Consider the following 15,887-nt stretch of genomic DNA (forward strand, 5'->3'; position numbering starts at 1 on the left):
CGCCGCTCCCCGGGCTCGGTCCGTGTGCCTGTATGCCCCTATGACACACCAAGGGCCCGGCGGACGCGCCGCCGGGCCTCGATGAACGTGCTGCTGTGCTGCCTACTGTGCGGGGCCCTCGATGGCCTCGGAGGTCAGCAGACCCGCGTTGATCTCGCGCAGCGCGATCGACAGGGGCTTCTCGTGGACGTGCGTGTCCACGAGGGGGCCGACGTACTCCAGCAGGCCCTCGCCGAGCTGCGAGTAGTACGCATTGATCTGGCGCGCGCGCTTGGCGGCGTAGATCACGAGGCTGTACTTCGAATCGGTGGCCTCGAGAAGCTCATCAATGGGCGGGTTGATGATGCCCTCGGGTGCAGTGATGGAAGAGGACACTCTCTGCCTTCCGAAAGGGGATGAAGCATGGGTCTTGCGCCTGGTCGTACGGAATGGCGCAAAGTCGTGGACGATCCGGGGCCGGTGAAGCTCGGCGGGGTCAGCCGCTGGTGTTCCGCTCCTCGGATCGATGCAGCATCAAGGCTAGCAGCTCGCGGCTGACGTCCTCGACGGAGGTGTTGACAAGCGTCACATCGAACTCTTTCTCCGCGGCCAGCTCGACCCTGGCGGCGGCCAGCCGGCGCTCGATGACCTCCGGCGCCTCCGTGCCCCGGCCGGTGAGCCTGCGGACCAGCTCGTCCCAGCTCGGCGGGGCGAGGAAGACCAGGTGGGCCTCCGCCATGGACTCGCGTACCTGGCGGGCGCCCTGCAGATCGATCTCCAGCAGGACCGGCTCACCGGCCTCCAGCCGGTCCAGCACCGCCTTGCGGGGGGTGCCGTAGCGGTTGCCGGCGAATTCGGCCCATTCGAGCAGCTCACCGTTGGCGATCAGCTTGTCGAATTCCACGTCGTCGACGAAGAAGTACTGCACGCCGTGCCGCTCCCCGGGGCGCGGCTTGCGGGTCGTTGCCGAAACCGAGAGCCAGACCTCGGGGTGGACCTTGCGCATATGCGCGACGACCGTGCTCTTACCGACCCCGGAGGGGCCGGAGAGCACGGTCAGCCGCGGTTGTCTGGCCGGGGGCTCGGGGGTCGTCCCCCGGGAGACTGCAGAACTCATGCAGCGATTATTCCAGCTTCCCGGTAGTGCCGGAAAATTCAGGAAGCGGTACTGCCGAACTCGCGCTCCAGCGACGCGATCTGGTTGGAGCCAAGACCCCGGACTCGGCGGCTCTCGGAGATGCCGAGCCGTTCCATGATCTGCTTGGCGCGGACCTTGCCGACGCCCGGCAGGGACTCCAAGAGGGCGGAGACCTTCATCTTGCCGATGACGTCGTTCTCCTGGCCCTGCTTGATGACCTCATGGAGGGAAGCACCGGAGTGCTTGAGCCGATTCTTGACCTCGGCGCGCTCCCGGCGAGCCGCGGCGGCCTTCTCGAGCGCGGCTGCGCGCTGTTCAGGGGTAAGGGGCGGAAGAGCCACGCCTACGTCACCTCGGATGTCGAACTGTCGGATACGGACCGGTGTGGAACCTAGTCGCCCCGCACCTGCGGAGCAACGAGCAACGCGCTTACGTGCACTGCTCTCGTCGGAGACTAGCGGGCGAGGGCTCCAGAGTCAGCGAGAACAGACGAAAAGTCCTGGTCAGACTCTGCTGACCAGGACAATTCGGGACCAAAGTCCCCGTCGGGAGGCGTTCAGGCGAGCGCGGTGCGCACTTCGCCGGTGAATCGGTCCACCGCCGCGCGCAGTGCCGAGGGGTCCGGACCGTGTCGCAGCACCCCCCGGCTGACGCTCGGCAGGACGTTGTGCACGGCGTCCCCGAAGACCGTCGGGAGGTCAGCGGGGGTGGCGCCCTGGGCGCCGATGCCGGGGGCGAGCAGCGGGCCGTTGATCGCCAGATCGAACGAGGAGAGATCGCCGAGCGTGGCGCCGACGACCGCGCCGAAGGAGCCCAGCGGCTCGGCGCCGGCGTTCTCGGCGGCGAGGTGGCCGAGCATGGTCGCCGCGACGGTGCTGCCGTCGGCGCGGACCGCGCGCTGGACCTCCTGGCCCTCCGGGTTGGAGGTGAGGGCGAGGGTGAACAGCCCGCAGCCGTGCTCCCGGGCCAGGTCGACGGCCGGGCGCAGCGAGCCGTAGCCCAGGAACGGGCTGACCGTGACGGCGTCCGAGAACAGCGGCGAGGCCGGGTCGAGGTAGGTCGCGGCGTACGCGGCCATGGTGGAGCCGATGTCGCCGCGCTTGGCGTCCATCAGGACCAGGGCGCCGCGCTCGCGGGCCTCCACGACGGCGGTCTCCAGGACGGCCAGCCCGCGCGAGCCGAAGCGCTCGAAGAACGCGGATTGTGGCTTGAAGACGGCCACCGACTCGCCGAGGGCCTCCACGACGGTACGGGTGAAACGCGCCAGGCCGGCCACGTCGTCGTTCAGGCCCCAGTCGGCCAGCAGCGCGGCGTGCGGGTCGATGCCGACACAGAGCGGACCGCGCTCGTCCATGGCGCGGCGCAGGCGGGCCCCGAAGGGGTCCGCAGACGACGGGCGGGAACCGGAGGGCTCGGTCATGCGGTCACCTTCTTGTGCTCGGCGCCGACGGCCTCGGCGAGGGTGGCGTAGGGGCTGTTGCGCAGGCGGGCGGCGAGTCCCTTGTGGATCGCGCGGCACCAGAACGGGCCCTGGTAGATGAAGGCGCTGTAGCCCTGGACCAGGGTGGCGCCGGCGAGGATGCGCTGCCAGGCGTCCTCGGCGTTCTCGATGCCGCCGACCCCGATCAGGGTGATCGAGTCGCCGACCCGGGCGTAGAGGCGGCGCAGCACCTCCAGGGAGCGCTCCTTGACCGGCGCGCCGGACAACCCGCCGGTCTCGGCGATCAGCGCCGGGTCGGAGGTCAGCCCCAGCCCCTCCCGGGCGATGGTGGTGTTGGTGGCGATGATCCCGTCCAGGCCCAGTTCGACGGCGAGGTCGGCGACCGCGTCCACGTCCGCGTCGGCGAGGTCCGGTGCGATCTTGACCAGCAGCGGGACCCGGCGGTCGGTGACCGTGCGGTCCGCGGCCTCGCGGACGGCGGTCAGCAGCGGGCGCAGGTGGTCGACGGCCTGGAGGTTGCGCAGCCCGGGCGTGTTCGGGGAGGAGACGTTGACGACCAGGTAGTCGGCGTGTCGGGCGAGCCGCTCGGTGGAGGTGACGTAGTCGGCACTCGCCTCGTCCTCCGGTACGACCTTGGTCTTGCCGATGTTGACGCCGACGGTGGCCGGGAAGACCGGGTTGCGGGCCGCCAGGCGGGCCGCCACGGACGCCGAGCCGTCGTTGTTGAAGCCCATCCGGTTGATCAGCGCACGGTCCGGTACGAGGCGGAACAGGCGCTTCTTGGGGTTGCCCGGCTGCGGCTGGGCGGTGACCGTACCGATCTCGACATGGTCGAAGCCGAGCATGGTCATGCCGTCGATGGCGACGGCGTTCTTGTCGAAGCCGGCGGCCAGCCCGAAGGGTCCGTGCATCCGGCGGCCGAGGGCCTCGATGCGCAGCTCCTTGTAGCGGGGGGCGAGGGCGGCCGCCAGGAAGGTGCGCAGCACGGGGATGCGCACGGCCAGCTGGATCCAGCGGAAGGCCAGGTGGTGGGCCTTCTCGGCATCCATGCGCCGGAAGAACAGGGCGAAGAACAGGCGGTACATCGTCGGGCGGGACCTTCCGCGGTGAGGAGTCGGGGGCTCGTGGAGCGGGTGCGGGGCTCACGAAGAGGGGGACACCGCCTCGGTGTCCCCCTCCCGGTCCCTACTCCGCGCGGGCCGCGGTGAGATGTTCGGCGTGTTCCTGGAGGGAACGCACGCCCACGTCTCCGCGGGACATGGCCTCGATGCCCTGGACGGCGGCGGCCAGCGCCTGGACCGTGGTCAGGCAGGGCACGGCGCGGGCGACCGCGGCGGTGCGGATGTCGTAGCCGTCCAGCCGGCCGCCGGTGCCGTACGGGGTGTTGACGATCAGGTCGACCTGGCCGGCGTGGATCAGCTGGACGATGGTCTTCTCGCCGTCCGGGCCCTCGCCCTCGGACTGCTTGCGCACCACGGTGGCGTTGATGCCGTTGCGGCGCAGCACCTCGGCGGTGCCGGAGGTGGCGAGCAGCTCGAAGCCGTGCGCGACCAGCTCACGGGCCGGGAAGATCATCGAGCGCTTGTCGCGGTTGGCGACGGAGACGAACGCCCGGCCCTTGGTGGGCAGTGCGCCGTACGCGCCGGTCTGCGACTTGGCGTAGGCGGTGCCGAAGACCGAGTCGATGCCCATGACCTCGCCGGTGGAGCGCATCTCCGGGCCGAGGACGGTGTCCACACCGCGGCCGTGGATGTCGCGGAACCGCGACCAGGGCATGACGGCTTCCTTGACGGAGATCGGCGCGTCCAGCGGCAGGGTGCCGCCGTCGCCGGTCTTGGGCAGCATGCCCTCGGCGCGCAGCTCGGCGATGGTGGCGCCCAGCGAGATCCGGGCGGCGGCCTTGGCCAGCGGCACCGCCGTGGCCTTCGAGGTGAAGGGCACCGTACGGGAGGCGCGCGGGTTGGCCTCCAGGACGTAGAGGATGTCGCCGGCCATCGCGAACTGGATGTTGATCAGGCCGCGGACGCCGACGCCCTTGGCGATGGCCTCCGTCGACGCCCGCAGCCGCTTGATGTCGAAGCCGCCCAGGGTGATGGGGGGCAGCGCACAGGCGGAGTCGCCGGAGTGGATACCGGCCTCCTCGATGTGCTCCATGACGCCGCCGAGGTAGAGCTCCTGGCCGTCGTAGAGCGCGTCGACATCGATCTCGATGGCGTCGTCGAGGAACCGGTCGATGAGCACCGGGTGGCGGTCGATCAGGCCGGCGTGGCGGGTGAGGTACTCCCCGAGCGAGGGCTCGTCGTAGACGATCTCCATACCGCGGCCGCCGAGCACGTACGACGGGCGGACCATGACCGGGTAGCCGATCTCGGTGGCGATCCGCTTGGCCTGGTCGAAGGAGAAGGCGGTGCCGTACTTGGGGGCCGGCAGCCCGGCCTCGGTCAGCACCCGGCCGAACGCGCCGCGCTCCTCGGCGAGGTCGATCGCCTCGGGCGAGGTGCCGACGATCGGCACGCCGTTGTCCTTGAGCGCCTGCGCCAGGCCCAGCGGGGTCTGGCCGCCGAGCTGGACGATGACGCCGGCGACCGGTCCGGCCTGGGTCTCGGCGTGCACGATCTCCAGGACGTCCTCGAGCGTGAGCGGCTCGAAGTACAGGCGGTCGGAGGTGTCGTAGTCCGTCGAGACGGTCTCGGGGTTGCAGTTGACCATCACGGTCTCGTAGCCGGCGTCGCTGAGCGCGAACGAGGCGTGGACGCAGGAGTAATCGAACTCGATGCCCTGGCCGATGCGGTTGGGGCCGGAGCCGAGGATGATCACGGCCGGCTTCTCGCGGGGCGCGACCTCGGTCTCCTCGTCGTAGGAGGAGTAGAAGTACGGCGTCTTCGCGGCGAATTCGGCGGCGCAGGTGTCGACCGTCTTGTAGACCGGGCGGACCCCGAGGGCGTGCCGGACCTCGCGCACGACGTCCTCGCGCAGCCCGCGGATCGCCGCGATCTGGGCGTCGGAGAAGCCGTAGCGCTTTGCGTCCGCAAGGATTTCCGGGTGGAGCTTCTCGGCGGCCGCGATCTCGTCGGCGATCTCCTTGATGAGGAAGAGCTGGTCGACGAACCAGGGGTCGATCTTCGTGGCGTCGAAGACCTCCTGGGGGCCGGCGCCGGCGCGGATGGCCTCCATGACGGTGTTGATCCGGCCGTCGGTGGGGACCTGTGCACGCTCCAGCAGCGCCGCCTTGTCACCGGGCGCGGTGACGAAGTCGAACTGGCTGCCCTTCTTCTCCAGCGAGCGCAGGGCCTTGTTGAGCGCCTCGGGGAAGTTGCGGCCGATCGCCATGGCCTCGCCGACCGACTTCATGGTCGTGGTCAGCGTGGCGTCGGCGACCGGGAACTTCTCGAAGGCGAAGCGCGGGACCTTGACGACGACATAGTCGAGAGTCGGCTCGAAGGAGGCCGGGGTCTTCTCGGTGATGTCATTGGGGATCTCGTCGAGGGTGTAGCCGACGGCGAGCCGGGCGGCGATCTTCGCGATCGGGAAGCCGGTGGCCTTGGAGGCCAGCGCCGAGGAGCGCGAGACCCGCGGGTTCATCTCGATCACGATCACCCGGCCGTCGTCGGGGTTGACCGCGAACTGGATGTTGCAGCCGCCGGTGTCGACCCCGACCTCGCGGATCACGGCGATGCCGACGTCCCGCAGGGTCTGGTACTCGCGGTCGGTGAGCGTCATCGCCGGGGCGACCGTGATCGAGTCGCCGGTGTGCACGCCCATCGGGTCGAAGTTCTCGATGGAGCAGACGACCACGACGTTGTCGTTCTTGTCGCGCATCAGCTCCAGCTCGTACTCCTTCCAGCCGAGGATGGACTCCTCCAGGAGCACCTCGGTGGTCGGGGAGAGCGTCAGGCCCTGGCCGGCGATCCGGCGCAGTTCCTCCTCGTTGTGCGCGAAGCCGGAGCCGGCGCCGCCCATGGTGAAGGAGGGGCGGACCACGACCGGGTAGCCGCCGAGCTCGTCGACGCCCGCGAGGACGTCGTCCATGGAGTGGCAGATGACCGAGCGGGCGGACTCGCCGTGGCCGATCTTCTTGTTCACCTCCGCCACGACCTCCTTGAACAGGTCGCGATCCTCGCCCTTGTTGATCGCCTCGACGTTGGCGCCGATCAGCTCGACGCCGTACTTGTCGAGGGTGCCGGCCTCGTGCAGCGAGATCGCGGTGTTCAGCGCGGTCTGGCCGCCCAGGGTGGGCAGCAGGGCGTCCGGGCGCTCCTTGGCGATGATCTTCTCGACGAAGTCCGGGGTGATCGGCTCGACGTAGGTGGCGTCGGCGATCTCCGGGTCGGTCATGATCGTCGCCGGGTTGGAGTTCACCAGGATGACGCGCAGGCCCTCGGACTTGAGGACCCGGCACGCCTGGGTACCGGAGTAGTCGAACTCGGCGGCCTGGCCGATGACGATCGGGCCGGAGCCGATGACCAGGACGGACTGGATATCGGTGCGCTTAGGCACGCTGGCCCTCCATCAGAGACGTGAAGCGGTCGAAGAGGTACGCGGCGTCGTGTGGACCCGCGGCGGCTTCGGGGTGGTACTGGACGCTGAAGGCCGGCTGGTCGAGCAGCTGGAGGCCCTCCACCACGTCGTCGTTGAGGCAGACGTGGGAGACCTCGGCGCGGCCGAAGGGGGTGTCGGAGACCTTGTCGAGCGGGGCGTCGACGGCGAATCCGTGGTTGTGCGCGGTGACCTCGACCTTGCCGGTCGTGCGGTCCTGCACCGGCTGGTTGATGCCACGGTGCCCGTACTTGAGCTTGTAGGTGCCGAAGCCCAGCGCACGGCCCAGGATCTGGTTGCCGAAGCAGATGCCGAAGAGCGGCGTCTTCCGCTTCAGGACGGCCTGCATGACGGAGACCGGGTGGTCGGCGGTGGCCGGGTCGCCCGGGCCGTTGGAGAAGAACACGCCGTCCGGGTTGACCGCGTAGACGTCCTCGGCGGTGGCGGTGGCGGGCAGGACGTGCACCTCGATGCCGCGCTCGGCCATGCGGTGCGGGGTCATGCCCTTGATGCCCAGGTCGATCGCGGCGACGGTGAACTTCTTCGTACCGATCGCCGGGACGACGTAGGACTCCTTGGTGGCGACCTGGGTGGACAGGTCGGCGCCCTGCATCTCGGGGGCCTGGCGCACCTTGGCGAGCATCGTGCCCGCGTCGGGCAGCGCCTCACCGGAGAAGATGCCGACCCGCATCGCACCGCGCTCGCGCAGATGGCGGGTCAGGGCGCGGGTGTCGATGCCGCTGATGCCGACGACCCCCTGGGCGACCAGCTCGTCGTCCAGGGAGCGCACCGAGCGCCAGTTGGAGGGGATGCGGGCGGGGTCGCGGACGACGTAGCCGGCGACCCAGATCCGCTGCGACTCGGGGTCCTCGTCGTTCACACCGGTGTTGCCGATGTGCGGGGCGGTCATGACGACGACCTGGCGGTGGTACGAGGGGTCGGTCAGCGTCTCCTGGTAGCCGGTCATGCCGGTGGAGAACACCGCTTCGCCGAAGGTCTCCCCCACGGCCCCGTAGGCGCGGCCGCGGAAGCTGCGGCCGTCCTCCAGGACGAGTACGGCGGGGAGCCCCCTTGTGCCGTGGGCGGTACCCCTGGTGGAGGTCGTCATCGTGCGCCTTCCGTTTCGGTGTGCTCGGTGGTGTGCGGGGTGGTACTCAGCGCGGTGAGGGCCTCGACCCAGGCGGCGTGCTCGGCGGACCGGTCGGAGCGGAAGCCCGAGTCGAGCTGCCTGCCGCCGTGTTCCCAGGTGACGACGAGCAGCCCGCCCTCGGTGAGGACCTTGCCGGCGATGCCCTTGTCCAGGCGGGCGCCGCGCAGTGCGGCGGCCGGCACGAAGAAGTCCGCGGCGCCGGGCCGTACGACGTCCAGGCCCTGGTCGGTGAGGGTCAGCTCGACGCGGCTGCGGGTGCCCAGGCCGTGCGCGACGATCCGGTCGAGCCACTGCCCGGCTGTGGTGGAGCCGTGGTAGCGGCCGCTGAGGGTGAGCCGCGGTGCGCCGGGGTCGTCGGGGGTGACCGGCAGCTCGGGCAGATCGCCCTGGAGCGTGCCGCGCCACTTCCAGCCCTGACGCATCAGCCAGTAGACGAAGGCGACGAAGACCAGCAGGCCGACGACCCAGCCGATCCGTGCCGCCCAGTCGGTGACAGGTGCGGACTGCTGTGCTGCGGCCAGGTGGAAAAGTGAAGGAGTCACGCCAGCTTCCCGTCGACGACCGTTGCCCGGCCCCGCAGGAAGGTGTGGGTGACGCGTCCCGGCAGCTCACGGCCCTCGTAGGGGGTGTTGCGGCTGCGGGAGGCGAAGCCCGCGGGGTCCACCTCTCCACGGTAAGCGGAATCGACGAGGGTGAGGTTGGCCGGCTCACCGGCCGAGATGGGCCGGCCGTGGCCCGCGGCCCCGCCGATCTGCGCGGGCTTGACCGACATCCGGTCCGCGACGCCCGCCCAGTCCAGCAGGCCGGTCTCCACCATCGTCCGCTGGACGACCGACAGCGCGGTCTCCAGGCCCACCATGCCCATGGCGGCCGCGGCCCACTCGCAGTCCTTGTCCTCGTGCGGGTGCGGGGCGTGGTCGGTGGCGACGATGTCGATCGTGCCGTCGGCGAGGGCCTCGCGCAGGGCCATGACGTCGCGCTCGGTGCGCAGCGGCGGGTTGACCTTGTAGACGGGGTTGTAGGTGCGCACCATCTCGTCGGTGAGGAGCAGGTGGTGCGGGGTGACCTCGGCCGTCACATCGATCCCGCGGGACTTGGCCCAGCGCACGATCTCGACGGAGCCCGCGGTCGACAGATGGCAGATGTGCACCCGGGAGCCCACGTGCTCGGCGAGCAGCACATCCCGGGCGATGATCGACTCCTCGGCGACGGCCGGCCAGCCGCCGAGCCCCAACTCCGCCGAGACGATGCCCTCGTTCATCTGGGCGCCCTCGGTGAGCCGCGGCTCCTGGGCGTGCTGGGCGACGACGCCGCCGAACGCCTTCACGTACTCCAGGGCGCGCCGCATGATCACGGCGTCGTGGACGCACTTGCCGTCGTCGGAGAAGACGGTGACCCCGGCGGCGGACTCGTGCATGGCGCCCAGCTCGGCGAGCTTCCTGCCCTCCAGCCCCACCGTCACGGCGCCGATCGGCTGCACATCGCAGTAGCCGTGCTCCCGGCCGAGCCGGTAGACCTGCTCGACGACGCCGGCGGTGTCGGCGACCGGGAAGGTGTTGGCCATGGCGAACACGGCGGTGTAGCCGCCGCTCGCCGCGGCCTGGGTGCCGGTCAGGACGGTCTCGGAGTCCTCCCGCCCGGGCTCGCGCAGGTGGGTGTGCAGATCGACGAGGCCGGGCAGCAGCACCTGCCCGCCGGCCTCGATGACCTGGGCGCCTTCGGCGCTGGAAACGGTGAGATCGGTGCCGACGGCGGTGATGGTCTCGTCCACGATCACGACGTCCTGCGGCTCCCCGCCCAGAACCCTCGCACCGCGGATCAGAATCTTGCTCATGGTCTTACTTCTCCTCGGTACGGGGGTGGGTCACGGCGGGCTCGTTGCCGCCCAGCAGCAGGTACAGGACGGCCATGCGGACGGAGACGCCGTTGGTCACCTGCTCGACGACCGTGCAGCGGTCGGAGTCGGCGACCTCGGCGGTGATCTCCATCCCCCGGACCATCGGGCCGGGGTGCATCACCAGGGCGTGCTCCGGCATCCGGGCCATCCGGTGGCCGTCGAGGCCGTAGCGGCGCGAGTACTCGCGCTCGGTCGGGAAGAAGGCGGCGTTCATGCGCTCGCGCTGCACCCGCAGCATCATCACGGCGTCGGACTTCGGCAGCACGCTGTCGAGGTCGTACGACACCTCGCAGGGCCAGGTCTCGACGCCGACCGGCACCAGGGTGGGCGGCGCGACCAGCGTGACCTCGGCGCCGAGGGTGTGCAGCAGGTCGACGTTCGAGCGGGCGACCCGGCTGTGCAGCACATCGCCGACCAGGGTGATGCGCTTGCCGCCGAGGTCCTGGCCCAGCCCGGCGTCGGGGCCGATGAGCCGGCGCCGCATGGTGAAGGCGTCGAGCAGGGCCTGGGTGGGGTGCTGGTGGGTGCCGTCGCCGGCGTTGATGACCGGGGCGTCGATCCAGCCGGAGGTGGCGAGCCGGTAGGGGGCGCCGGAGGCGCCGTGCCGGATGACGACGGCGTCGACGCCCATCGCCTCCAGCGTCTGGGCGGTGTCCTTGAGGGACTCGCCCTTGGAGACGCTGGACCCCTTGGCGGCGAAGTTGATCACGTCCGCGGAGAGCCGCTTCTCGGCGGCCTCGAACGAGATCCGGGTCCGGGTCGAGTCCTCGAAGAAGAGGTTGCAGATCGTGCGTCCGCGCAGGGTGGGAAGTTTCTTGATCGGCCGGTCGGCGACCCGGGCCATCTCCTCGGCGGTGTCGAGGATCAGGACGGCGTCGTCGCGGGTGAGGTCGGCGGCCGAGATGAGGTGACGCTTCATCCGGTGTTCTCCGTGGGTGAAGGAGGTGTACGGGGATGTCCGTCGAGCGGGCATGCCTGCGGGCCCGGGGTCACCGGGTCCCTGCGGGGTGCGCTATCGCTCGCCGGCCGGTGCGGTGTGCTTCACGCCGAGCAGCACGGCGTCCCGGCCGTCCTCCTCGGTGAGCTGGACCTTGACCGTCTCCCGCAGCGACGTGGGGAGGTTCTTGCCTACGTAGTCGGCGCGGATCGGCAGTTCGCGGTGTCCGCGGTCGACGAGGACCGCCAGCTGCACGGCGCGCGGCCGCCCGATGTCGCCCAGGGCGTCCAGCGCGGCGCGGATCGTGCGCCCGGAGAAGAGGACGTCGTCGACGAGCAGGATGAGCCGGCCCTCGATGCCGTCGGCGGGGATGTCCGTGCGGGCGAGCGTGCGGGCGGGGCCCAGGCGCAGGTCGTCGCGGTACATCGTGATGTCGAGCGAGCCGACCGGGACCGCGCGGCCGGTGATCTCTTCGAGCTTGGCGGCCAGCCGCCGGGCGAGGAAGACCCCGCGGGTGGGGATACCCAGCAGCACCACATCGTCCGCGCCCTTGGCGCGCTCGACGATTTCGTGGGCGATGCGGGTGAGCATGCGCGCGATGTCCGGGCCTTCGAGCACCGGTCGCGCGGGGAGCTGGACCCCTGCGTCGGAAGTGTGTGCGTCCATACGAAACGGACCTCCTTCTCCGCCTCACGGGACGGACCTTAAAGGACGTCGGAATTACGCAGTCAGGTTAGCAGGACCCCCGTCAGCGCCCGTCCGCACCCCTGACGGGTGAGGGTCTGCCCCGTTCCGCTTGACGAAGTCAGATTACGCTGCGTAACCTCACAGTGAGTTACCAGCCCGCGGCTGAGCCGCATTTCGACACAGCGTCCGGGGAGCCATATGTCCAGCGAATACGCCAAACAGCTCGGGGCCAAGCTCCGCGCCATCCGCACCCAGCAGGGCCTCTCTCTCCACGGCGTCGAGGAGAAGTCCCAGGGCCGCTGGAAGGCCGTGGTCGTGGGTTCGTACGAGCGCGGCGACCGTGCCGTGACCGTGCAGCGCCTCGCCGAACTGGCGGACTTCTACGGCGTTCCGGTCCAGGAGCTGCTGCCGGGTACGACACCGGGCGGCGCGGCCGAGCCGCCGCCGAAGCTGGTGCTCGACCTGGAGCGCCTGGCCCACGTCCCGCAGGAGAAGGCCGGCCCGCTGCAGCGCTACGCCGCCACCATCCAGAGCCAGCGCGGTGACTACAACGGCAAGGTCCTCTCGATCCGCCAGGACGACCTGCGCACCCTTGCGGTCATCTACGACCAGTCGCCCTCGGTGCTGACCGAGCAGCTGATCAGCTGGGGCGTGCTCGACGCCGATGCTCGCCGCGCCGTGCAGCACGACGACCTCTGACCCCCTCCCACCTGCAGAAACGTGCCGCCGCTCCGGGTTTCCGGGGCGGCGGTTCTGCGTTCCGGCGGGCGATCGGCGGGTTGACTGCCGCCGCGCGGTGCCCCGGGGAGCGCCCCTGGCGGCCTTCTGCGGGCATGCGACGGGCCCGGAGCAGCTCCCTTCGCTCCGGGCCCGTTCACACGCTCTGCCGAGCGCCTACCGCTCCTCGCGGCGCAGGCTCGGCTTCAGCTCCTTGAGCCGGCCGAGGAGGCCGTTGACGAACGCCGGGGAATCGTCCGTGGAGAATTCCTTGGCGAGCTGCACGGCTTCGTCGATCGCCACCGCGTCCGGGGTGTCGTCCACCCAGATCAGCTCGAAGGCGCCCAGGCGCAGGATGCTGCGGTCGGCCGCCGGCATCCGGTCCAGGTCCCAGTCGACCGCGTAGGTGGAGATCAGCTCGTCGATGCGGGAGACCTGGTCCGCGTACCCCTCGACCAACTGCAGGGTGTACTCGTTCAACGGCGGCTGCCGGGGGTCGGTCCGGGCGTGCCGCATCCAGTCCGCGAGCACGGACTGCACATCGGCACCGCGCTGGTCGGCCTCGAAGAGTATCTGGAAGGCGCGCTTACGGGCCTTGGTGCGGGCAGCCACGGTTAGCTGTTCACCCGGCCGAGGTAGTCGCCCGTGCGGGTGTCGACCTTGATCTTCTCGCCGGTGGTGATGAAGAGCGGCACCTGGATGGAGTGGCCGGTCTCCAGCTCGGCGGGCTTGGAACCGCCGGTGGAGCGGTCGCCCTGCACGCCGGGCTCGGTGTGCTTGATGGTCAGCTCGACCGCGGCGGGCAGCTCGACGTAGAGCACCTCGCCCTCGTGCTGCGCCACGACCGCCTCGAAACCCTCGATCAGGTAGTTGGCGGCGTCACCGACGGACTTGCGGTCGACGTGCAGCTGGTCGTAGGTGTCCATGTCCATGAAGACGAAGTAGTCGCCGTCCATGTACGAGAACTGCATTCCGCGCTTGTCGACGGTGGCCGTCTCCACCTTCACACCGGCATTGAAGGTCTTGTCCACCACCTTGCCGGACAGCACGTTCTTGAGCTTGGTGCGGACGAAGGCCGGGCCCTTGCCGGGCTTGACGTGCTGGAACTCGACGACGGACCAGAGCTGGCCGCCTTCGAGCTTGAGCACCATGCCGTTCTTGAGGTCGTTCGTGGATGCCACGGTTGCGGAATCTCCTGGACTGCAGGTGGTGGGACCCGGGAGCGGCGCAGATCCGAACCCTGCGGTTCAGAGTGCGAGCAGCTCCTTGGTCGTGATCGTGAGTAGCTCGGGCCCGCCGTCCGCCTCGGGGCGGACGACGAGTGTGTCGTCGATCCGGACACCCCCTCGGCCCGGGATGTGAACCCCCGGTTCGACGGTGACCGGCACGCAAGCGTCCAGTTTACCCATGGCGGCAGGGGACAACTGAGGGTCCTCGTCGATTTCGAGTCCCACACCGTGCCCCGTCCACGGTCCGAGGCGCTCGCCGTACCCCGCCGCGTCCAGCACATAGCGGGTCACCCGGTCCACCTCGCGGCACTCCACACCCGGCGCCAGCGCCTCGCGCCCGGCGCGCTGGGCTGCGAAAACGAGATCATACAGCTCGATCTGCCAGTCCTCGGGGGTGGTGCCGATGACGAAGGTACGGCCGATCTCGCAGCGGTAGCCGCGGTAGTTGGCGCCCAGGCAGACGCTGAGGAAATCGCCCTCCTCGACCCGTCGGTCGGTGGGCAGGTGTCCGGGGCGGCCGGCGTTCGGGCCGGTCGCGACGGAGGTCGGGAAGGCCGGGCCGTCCGCACCGTGGTCGACCAGCCGGCGCTCCAGCTCCAGCGCGAGGTGCCGCTCGGTGCGGCCGACCAGGATGGATTCGAGCAGCTCGCCCAAGGCCTGGTCGGAGATCTCGGCGGCGATCCGCAGGCAGGCGATCTCGTCGTCGTCCTTCACCAGCCGCTGCGCCTCGACCGCGCAGGCCAGGTCGGTCAGGTGCAGCCGGGGCGCGACCTGGGAGAGCGCCCGGTGGCGGGTGACGGTCAGATGGTGCTCCTCGACGGCCAGGGTGTCCGCACCGGCCTTCGCGGCCAGGTCGGCGCCGGCCACCACCGGGTCGCCGCCCCGGGTCGGCAGGACCGACACCCGTACGTCATCGGCCGGCCGGCCCTCGGCGGGATCGCCGCTCAGCGGCCTGCCGCACAGCAGCACGTCGATGGCGGGGCCCAGCAGCAGCGCGGCGCCGGACGGTGCGCACCCGGTGAGGTAGCGGACGTTCGCGGGGCGCGAGATCAGTGCGGCGGCACTTCCGGCCCCGGCTACGCGGTTGCGCAGCTGCATGCGTCGGGCCGCGTACAACTCGGACATATCACGAGCGTACGGCGGCTTTCCGGAGGCGGCCGGTCGAGCGGGGCCGCCCGGGGTACCGGCCGCTACCAGGTGGGCGGGCTGGCGATGCTGCGGGCCACGACATCGTCCAGGACCCGTACCGTCGTGGCGACATCGTGCTGGGAGTTGTCGATGATCGGCAGTCCCGAGCCGTACCAGCCGGCCATCCGCCCGTGGATCCTGGCGACCTCTTCGTCGGACAGTCGGCGGTTGCCGCTGCGCCGGGCGTTGCGCTCCAGGACGATCTCCAGACCGGGCAGCAGCACGATGGGCAGCAGGCCGGGGCCCACATGCCGCTTCCAGCCGCCGAGGCCGACGACCGGCCGGTCGGGGAAGACGGCGTCGTCGAGAATGCAGGAGATGCCGTTGGCGAGGAAGTTGCGGGCCGCGAAGCCGCAGGTGCGGCGGGCGAGGCGGTACTGCGCCTCGGAGTGGTCGTTCCAGCCGGCCTGCGGGTCGGCGAAGCCGGCACGGACCCATTCGCGGACGTCGTCGAGGCTGATGTGCGCGGTCGGCACCCGCCGGGTGTCGGCCCAGTGGCGCGCGACGCTGGTCTTGCCGGCGCCGGCCGGGCCGATGAGCAGCACCGCGACGGCCGTGTGCGCGGCGTCCGGGGCGGCGGTGTCGGCGGGCGGGCTGGGCAGTGGCACCGGGGCGGCCGGGGGCAGCCGGATCTGACCGGTGATGTCGCCGCCGTTCGCGGGGGGCGGGGACTGCTGGGGCGCGGGGGCGTGCCAGCCCTGCTGCTGGGCGGGCTGCTGCACGGGCGGAGGCGGGGCCGCGGGGGCCGGCGACGAGGTGGGCGGGGTGGGCTGCCCCGGGTGGGGCGTCCAGTTCATGGCGGCCCCGGGTCCTGATGCCTGCCCGCGGGGCGGCGGCAGCGGAGCCCCCACTGCGTACTGCATCCGGTGGCTCTCCGTCTCGTGCGGTCGATGTGGTGCGGTGCTCCCCCGGCTGCCGCCGGGAGTGCCCCCGGACGCCGGGCTCGGCCGCCCGTGCGGCGTGGGGCAACCCACCGGCGCGGAGGGGC

The 15,887-nt window shown here is 70.7% G+C and carries 16 protein-coding genes; 1 reads left to right on the forward strand and 15 read right to left on the reverse strand.

Annotated elements, in window-relative coordinates; genetic code table 11:
* Positions 1-102 precede the first annotated feature (102 nt).
* The 11 genes from rpoZ to pyrR all read right to left on the reverse strand — a co-directional run bounded on the left by rpoZ (position 103) and on the right by pyrR (position 11,744).
* Entirely contained in the window at positions 103-375 is a 273-nt protein-coding gene (gene rpoZ / locus BKA18_RS05915) for a DNA-directed RNA polymerase subunit omega (protein WP_005319902.1), read from the reverse strand.
* 100 nt (positions 376-475) lie between these two features.
* On the reverse strand, positions 476-1,096 hold the full coding sequence (gene gmk / locus BKA18_RS05920) for a guanylate kinase (protein WP_147246692.1): 621 nt from the start codon (positions 1,094-1,096) through the stop codon (positions 476-478).
* 38 nt (positions 1,097-1,134) lie between these two features.
* Complete coding sequence (locus BKA18_RS05925; RefSeq protein ID WP_006607450.1) at positions 1,135-1,458, reverse strand: integration host factor; 324 nt, start codon at positions 1,456-1,458, stop codon at positions 1,135-1,137.
* A 215-nt stretch (positions 1,459-1,673) separates the two neighbouring features.
* Complete coding sequence (pyrF, locus tag BKA18_RS05930) at positions 1,674-2,537, reverse strand: orotidine-5'-phosphate decarboxylase (RefSeq protein ID WP_366045251.1); 864 nt, start codon at positions 2,535-2,537, stop codon at positions 1,674-1,676.
* The gene (locus tag BKA18_RS05935) at positions 2,534-3,643 is read right to left on the reverse strand and encodes a quinone-dependent dihydroorotate dehydrogenase (protein WP_366045252.1); all 1,110 of its coding nucleotides are present in this window, start codon (positions 3,641-3,643) and stop codon (positions 2,534-2,536) included. The genes pyrF and BKA18_RS05935 overlap by 4 nt, the downstream gene beginning before the upstream one ends.
* Before the next feature lie 100 nt (positions 3,644-3,743).
* Positions 3,744-7,055, reverse strand: coding sequence for a carbamoyl-phosphate synthase large subunit (carB, locus tag BKA18_RS05940; protein ID WP_366045253.1), 3,312 nt, complete (start codon positions 7,053-7,055; stop codon positions 3,744-3,746).
* Complete coding sequence (carA, locus tag BKA18_RS05945) at positions 7,048-8,202, reverse strand: glutamine-hydrolyzing carbamoyl-phosphate synthase small subunit (protein WP_366045254.1); 1,155 nt, start codon at positions 8,200-8,202, stop codon at positions 7,048-7,050. The genes carB and carA overlap by 8 nt, the downstream gene beginning before the upstream one ends.
* Positions 8,199-8,786, reverse strand: a complete 588-nt coding sequence (locus BKA18_RS05950; RefSeq protein ID WP_366045255.1) for a PH-like domain-containing protein — start codon at positions 8,784-8,786, stop codon at positions 8,199-8,201. The genes carA and BKA18_RS05950 overlap by 4 nt, the downstream gene beginning before the upstream one ends.
* Complete coding sequence (locus BKA18_RS05955; RefSeq protein WP_366045256.1) at positions 8,783-10,078, reverse strand: dihydroorotase; 1,296 nt, start codon at positions 10,076-10,078, stop codon at positions 8,783-8,785. Before BKA18_RS05955 ends, BKA18_RS05950 begins: the two co-directional genes overlap by 4 nt.
* Positions 10,079-10,082: 4 nt before the next feature.
* On the reverse strand, positions 10,083-11,060 hold the full coding sequence (locus BKA18_RS05960) for an aspartate carbamoyltransferase catalytic subunit (RefSeq protein WP_366045257.1): 978 nt from the start codon (positions 11,058-11,060) through the stop codon (positions 10,083-10,085).
* A gap of 93 nt (positions 11,061-11,153) precedes the next feature.
* Positions 11,154-11,744 (reverse strand): bifunctional pyr operon transcriptional regulator/uracil phosphoribosyltransferase PyrR, encoded by a 591-nt coding sequence (gene pyrR / locus BKA18_RS05965; RefSeq protein WP_006607458.1) that lies wholly within the window; start codon positions 11,742-11,744, stop codon positions 11,154-11,156.
* 219 nt (positions 11,745-11,963) lie between these two features.
* Here pyrR and bldD point away from each other — a divergent pair, with 219 nt between their 5' ends.
* On the forward strand, positions 11,964-12,464 hold the full coding sequence (gene bldD / locus BKA18_RS05970) for a transcriptional regulator BldD (protein WP_006607459.1): 501 nt from the start codon (positions 11,964-11,966) through the stop codon (positions 12,462-12,464).
* Between the two features lie 195 nt (positions 12,465-12,659).
* Here the strand turns inward: bldD and nusB are convergent, their stop codons facing one another.
* From nusB to BKA18_RS05990, 4 genes are all read right to left on the reverse strand, one after another.
* The gene (gene nusB, locus BKA18_RS05975) at positions 12,660-13,094 is read right to left on the reverse strand and encodes a transcription antitermination factor NusB (RefSeq protein ID WP_006607460.1); all 435 of its coding nucleotides are present in this window, start codon (positions 13,092-13,094) and stop codon (positions 12,660-12,662) included.
* Positions 13,095-13,096: 2 nt separating this feature from the next.
* A complete protein-coding gene (gene efp, locus BKA18_RS05980; protein ID WP_006607461.1) occupies positions 13,097-13,663 on the reverse strand; it encodes an elongation factor P in 567 nt (188 codons plus the stop codon).
* A gap of 66 nt (positions 13,664-13,729) precedes the next feature.
* Positions 13,730-14,836 (reverse strand): aminopeptidase P family protein, encoded by a 1,107-nt coding sequence (locus BKA18_RS05985; protein ID WP_366045258.1) that lies wholly within the window; start codon positions 14,834-14,836, stop codon positions 13,730-13,732.
* A gap of 65 nt (positions 14,837-14,901) precedes the next feature.
* The gene (locus BKA18_RS05990; protein WP_366045259.1) at positions 14,902-15,762 is read right to left on the reverse strand and encodes a Pro-rich N-terminal domain-containing protein; all 861 of its coding nucleotides are present in this window, start codon (positions 15,760-15,762) and stop codon (positions 14,902-14,904) included.
* Between the last annotated feature and the right edge of the window lie 125 nt (positions 15,763-15,887).

The organism is Streptomyces auratus (genome assembly GCF_050433025.1).
GTDB lineage: Bacteria > Actinomycetota > Actinomycetes > Streptomycetales > Streptomycetaceae > Streptomyces > Streptomyces sioyaensis.

Coding starts and splice junctions, on each gene's coding strand:
- gmk (WP_147246692.1), bottom strand. CDS start 1,096: ATGAGTTCTGCAGTCTCCCGGGGGACGACCCCCGAGCCCCCGGCCAGA.
- pyrF (WP_366045251.1), bottom strand. CDS start 2,537: ATGACCGAGCCCTCCGGTTCCCGCCCGTCGTCTGCGGACCCCTTCGGG.
- BKA18_RS05935 (WP_366045252.1), bottom strand. CDS start 3,643: ATGTACCGCCTGTTCTTCGCCCTGTTCTTCCGGCGCATGGATGCCGAG.
- carA (WP_366045254.1), bottom strand. CDS start 8,202: ATGACGACCTCCACCAGGGGTACCGCCCACGGCACAAGGGGGCTCCCC.
- BKA18_RS05955 (WP_366045256.1), bottom strand. CDS start 10,078: ATGAGCAAGATTCTGATCCGCGGTGCGAGGGTTCTGGGCGGGGAGCCG.
- BKA18_RS05960 (WP_366045257.1), bottom strand. CDS start 11,060: ATGAAGCGTCACCTCATCTCGGCCGCCGACCTCACCCGCGACGACGCC.
- pyrR (WP_006607458.1), bottom strand. CDS start 11,744: ATGGACGCACACACTTCCGACGCAGGGGTCCAGCTCCCCGCGCGACCG.
- bldD (WP_006607459.1), top strand. CDS start 11,964: ATGTCCAGCGAATACGCCAAACAGCTCGGGGCCAAGCTCCGCGCCATC.
- BKA18_RS05985 (WP_366045258.1), bottom strand. CDS start 14,836: ATGTCCGAGTTGTACGCGGCCCGACGCATGCAGCTGCGCAACCGCGTA.
- BKA18_RS05990 (WP_366045259.1), bottom strand. CDS start 15,762: ATGCAGTACGCAGTGGGGGCTCCGCTGCCGCCGCCCCGCGGGCAGGCA.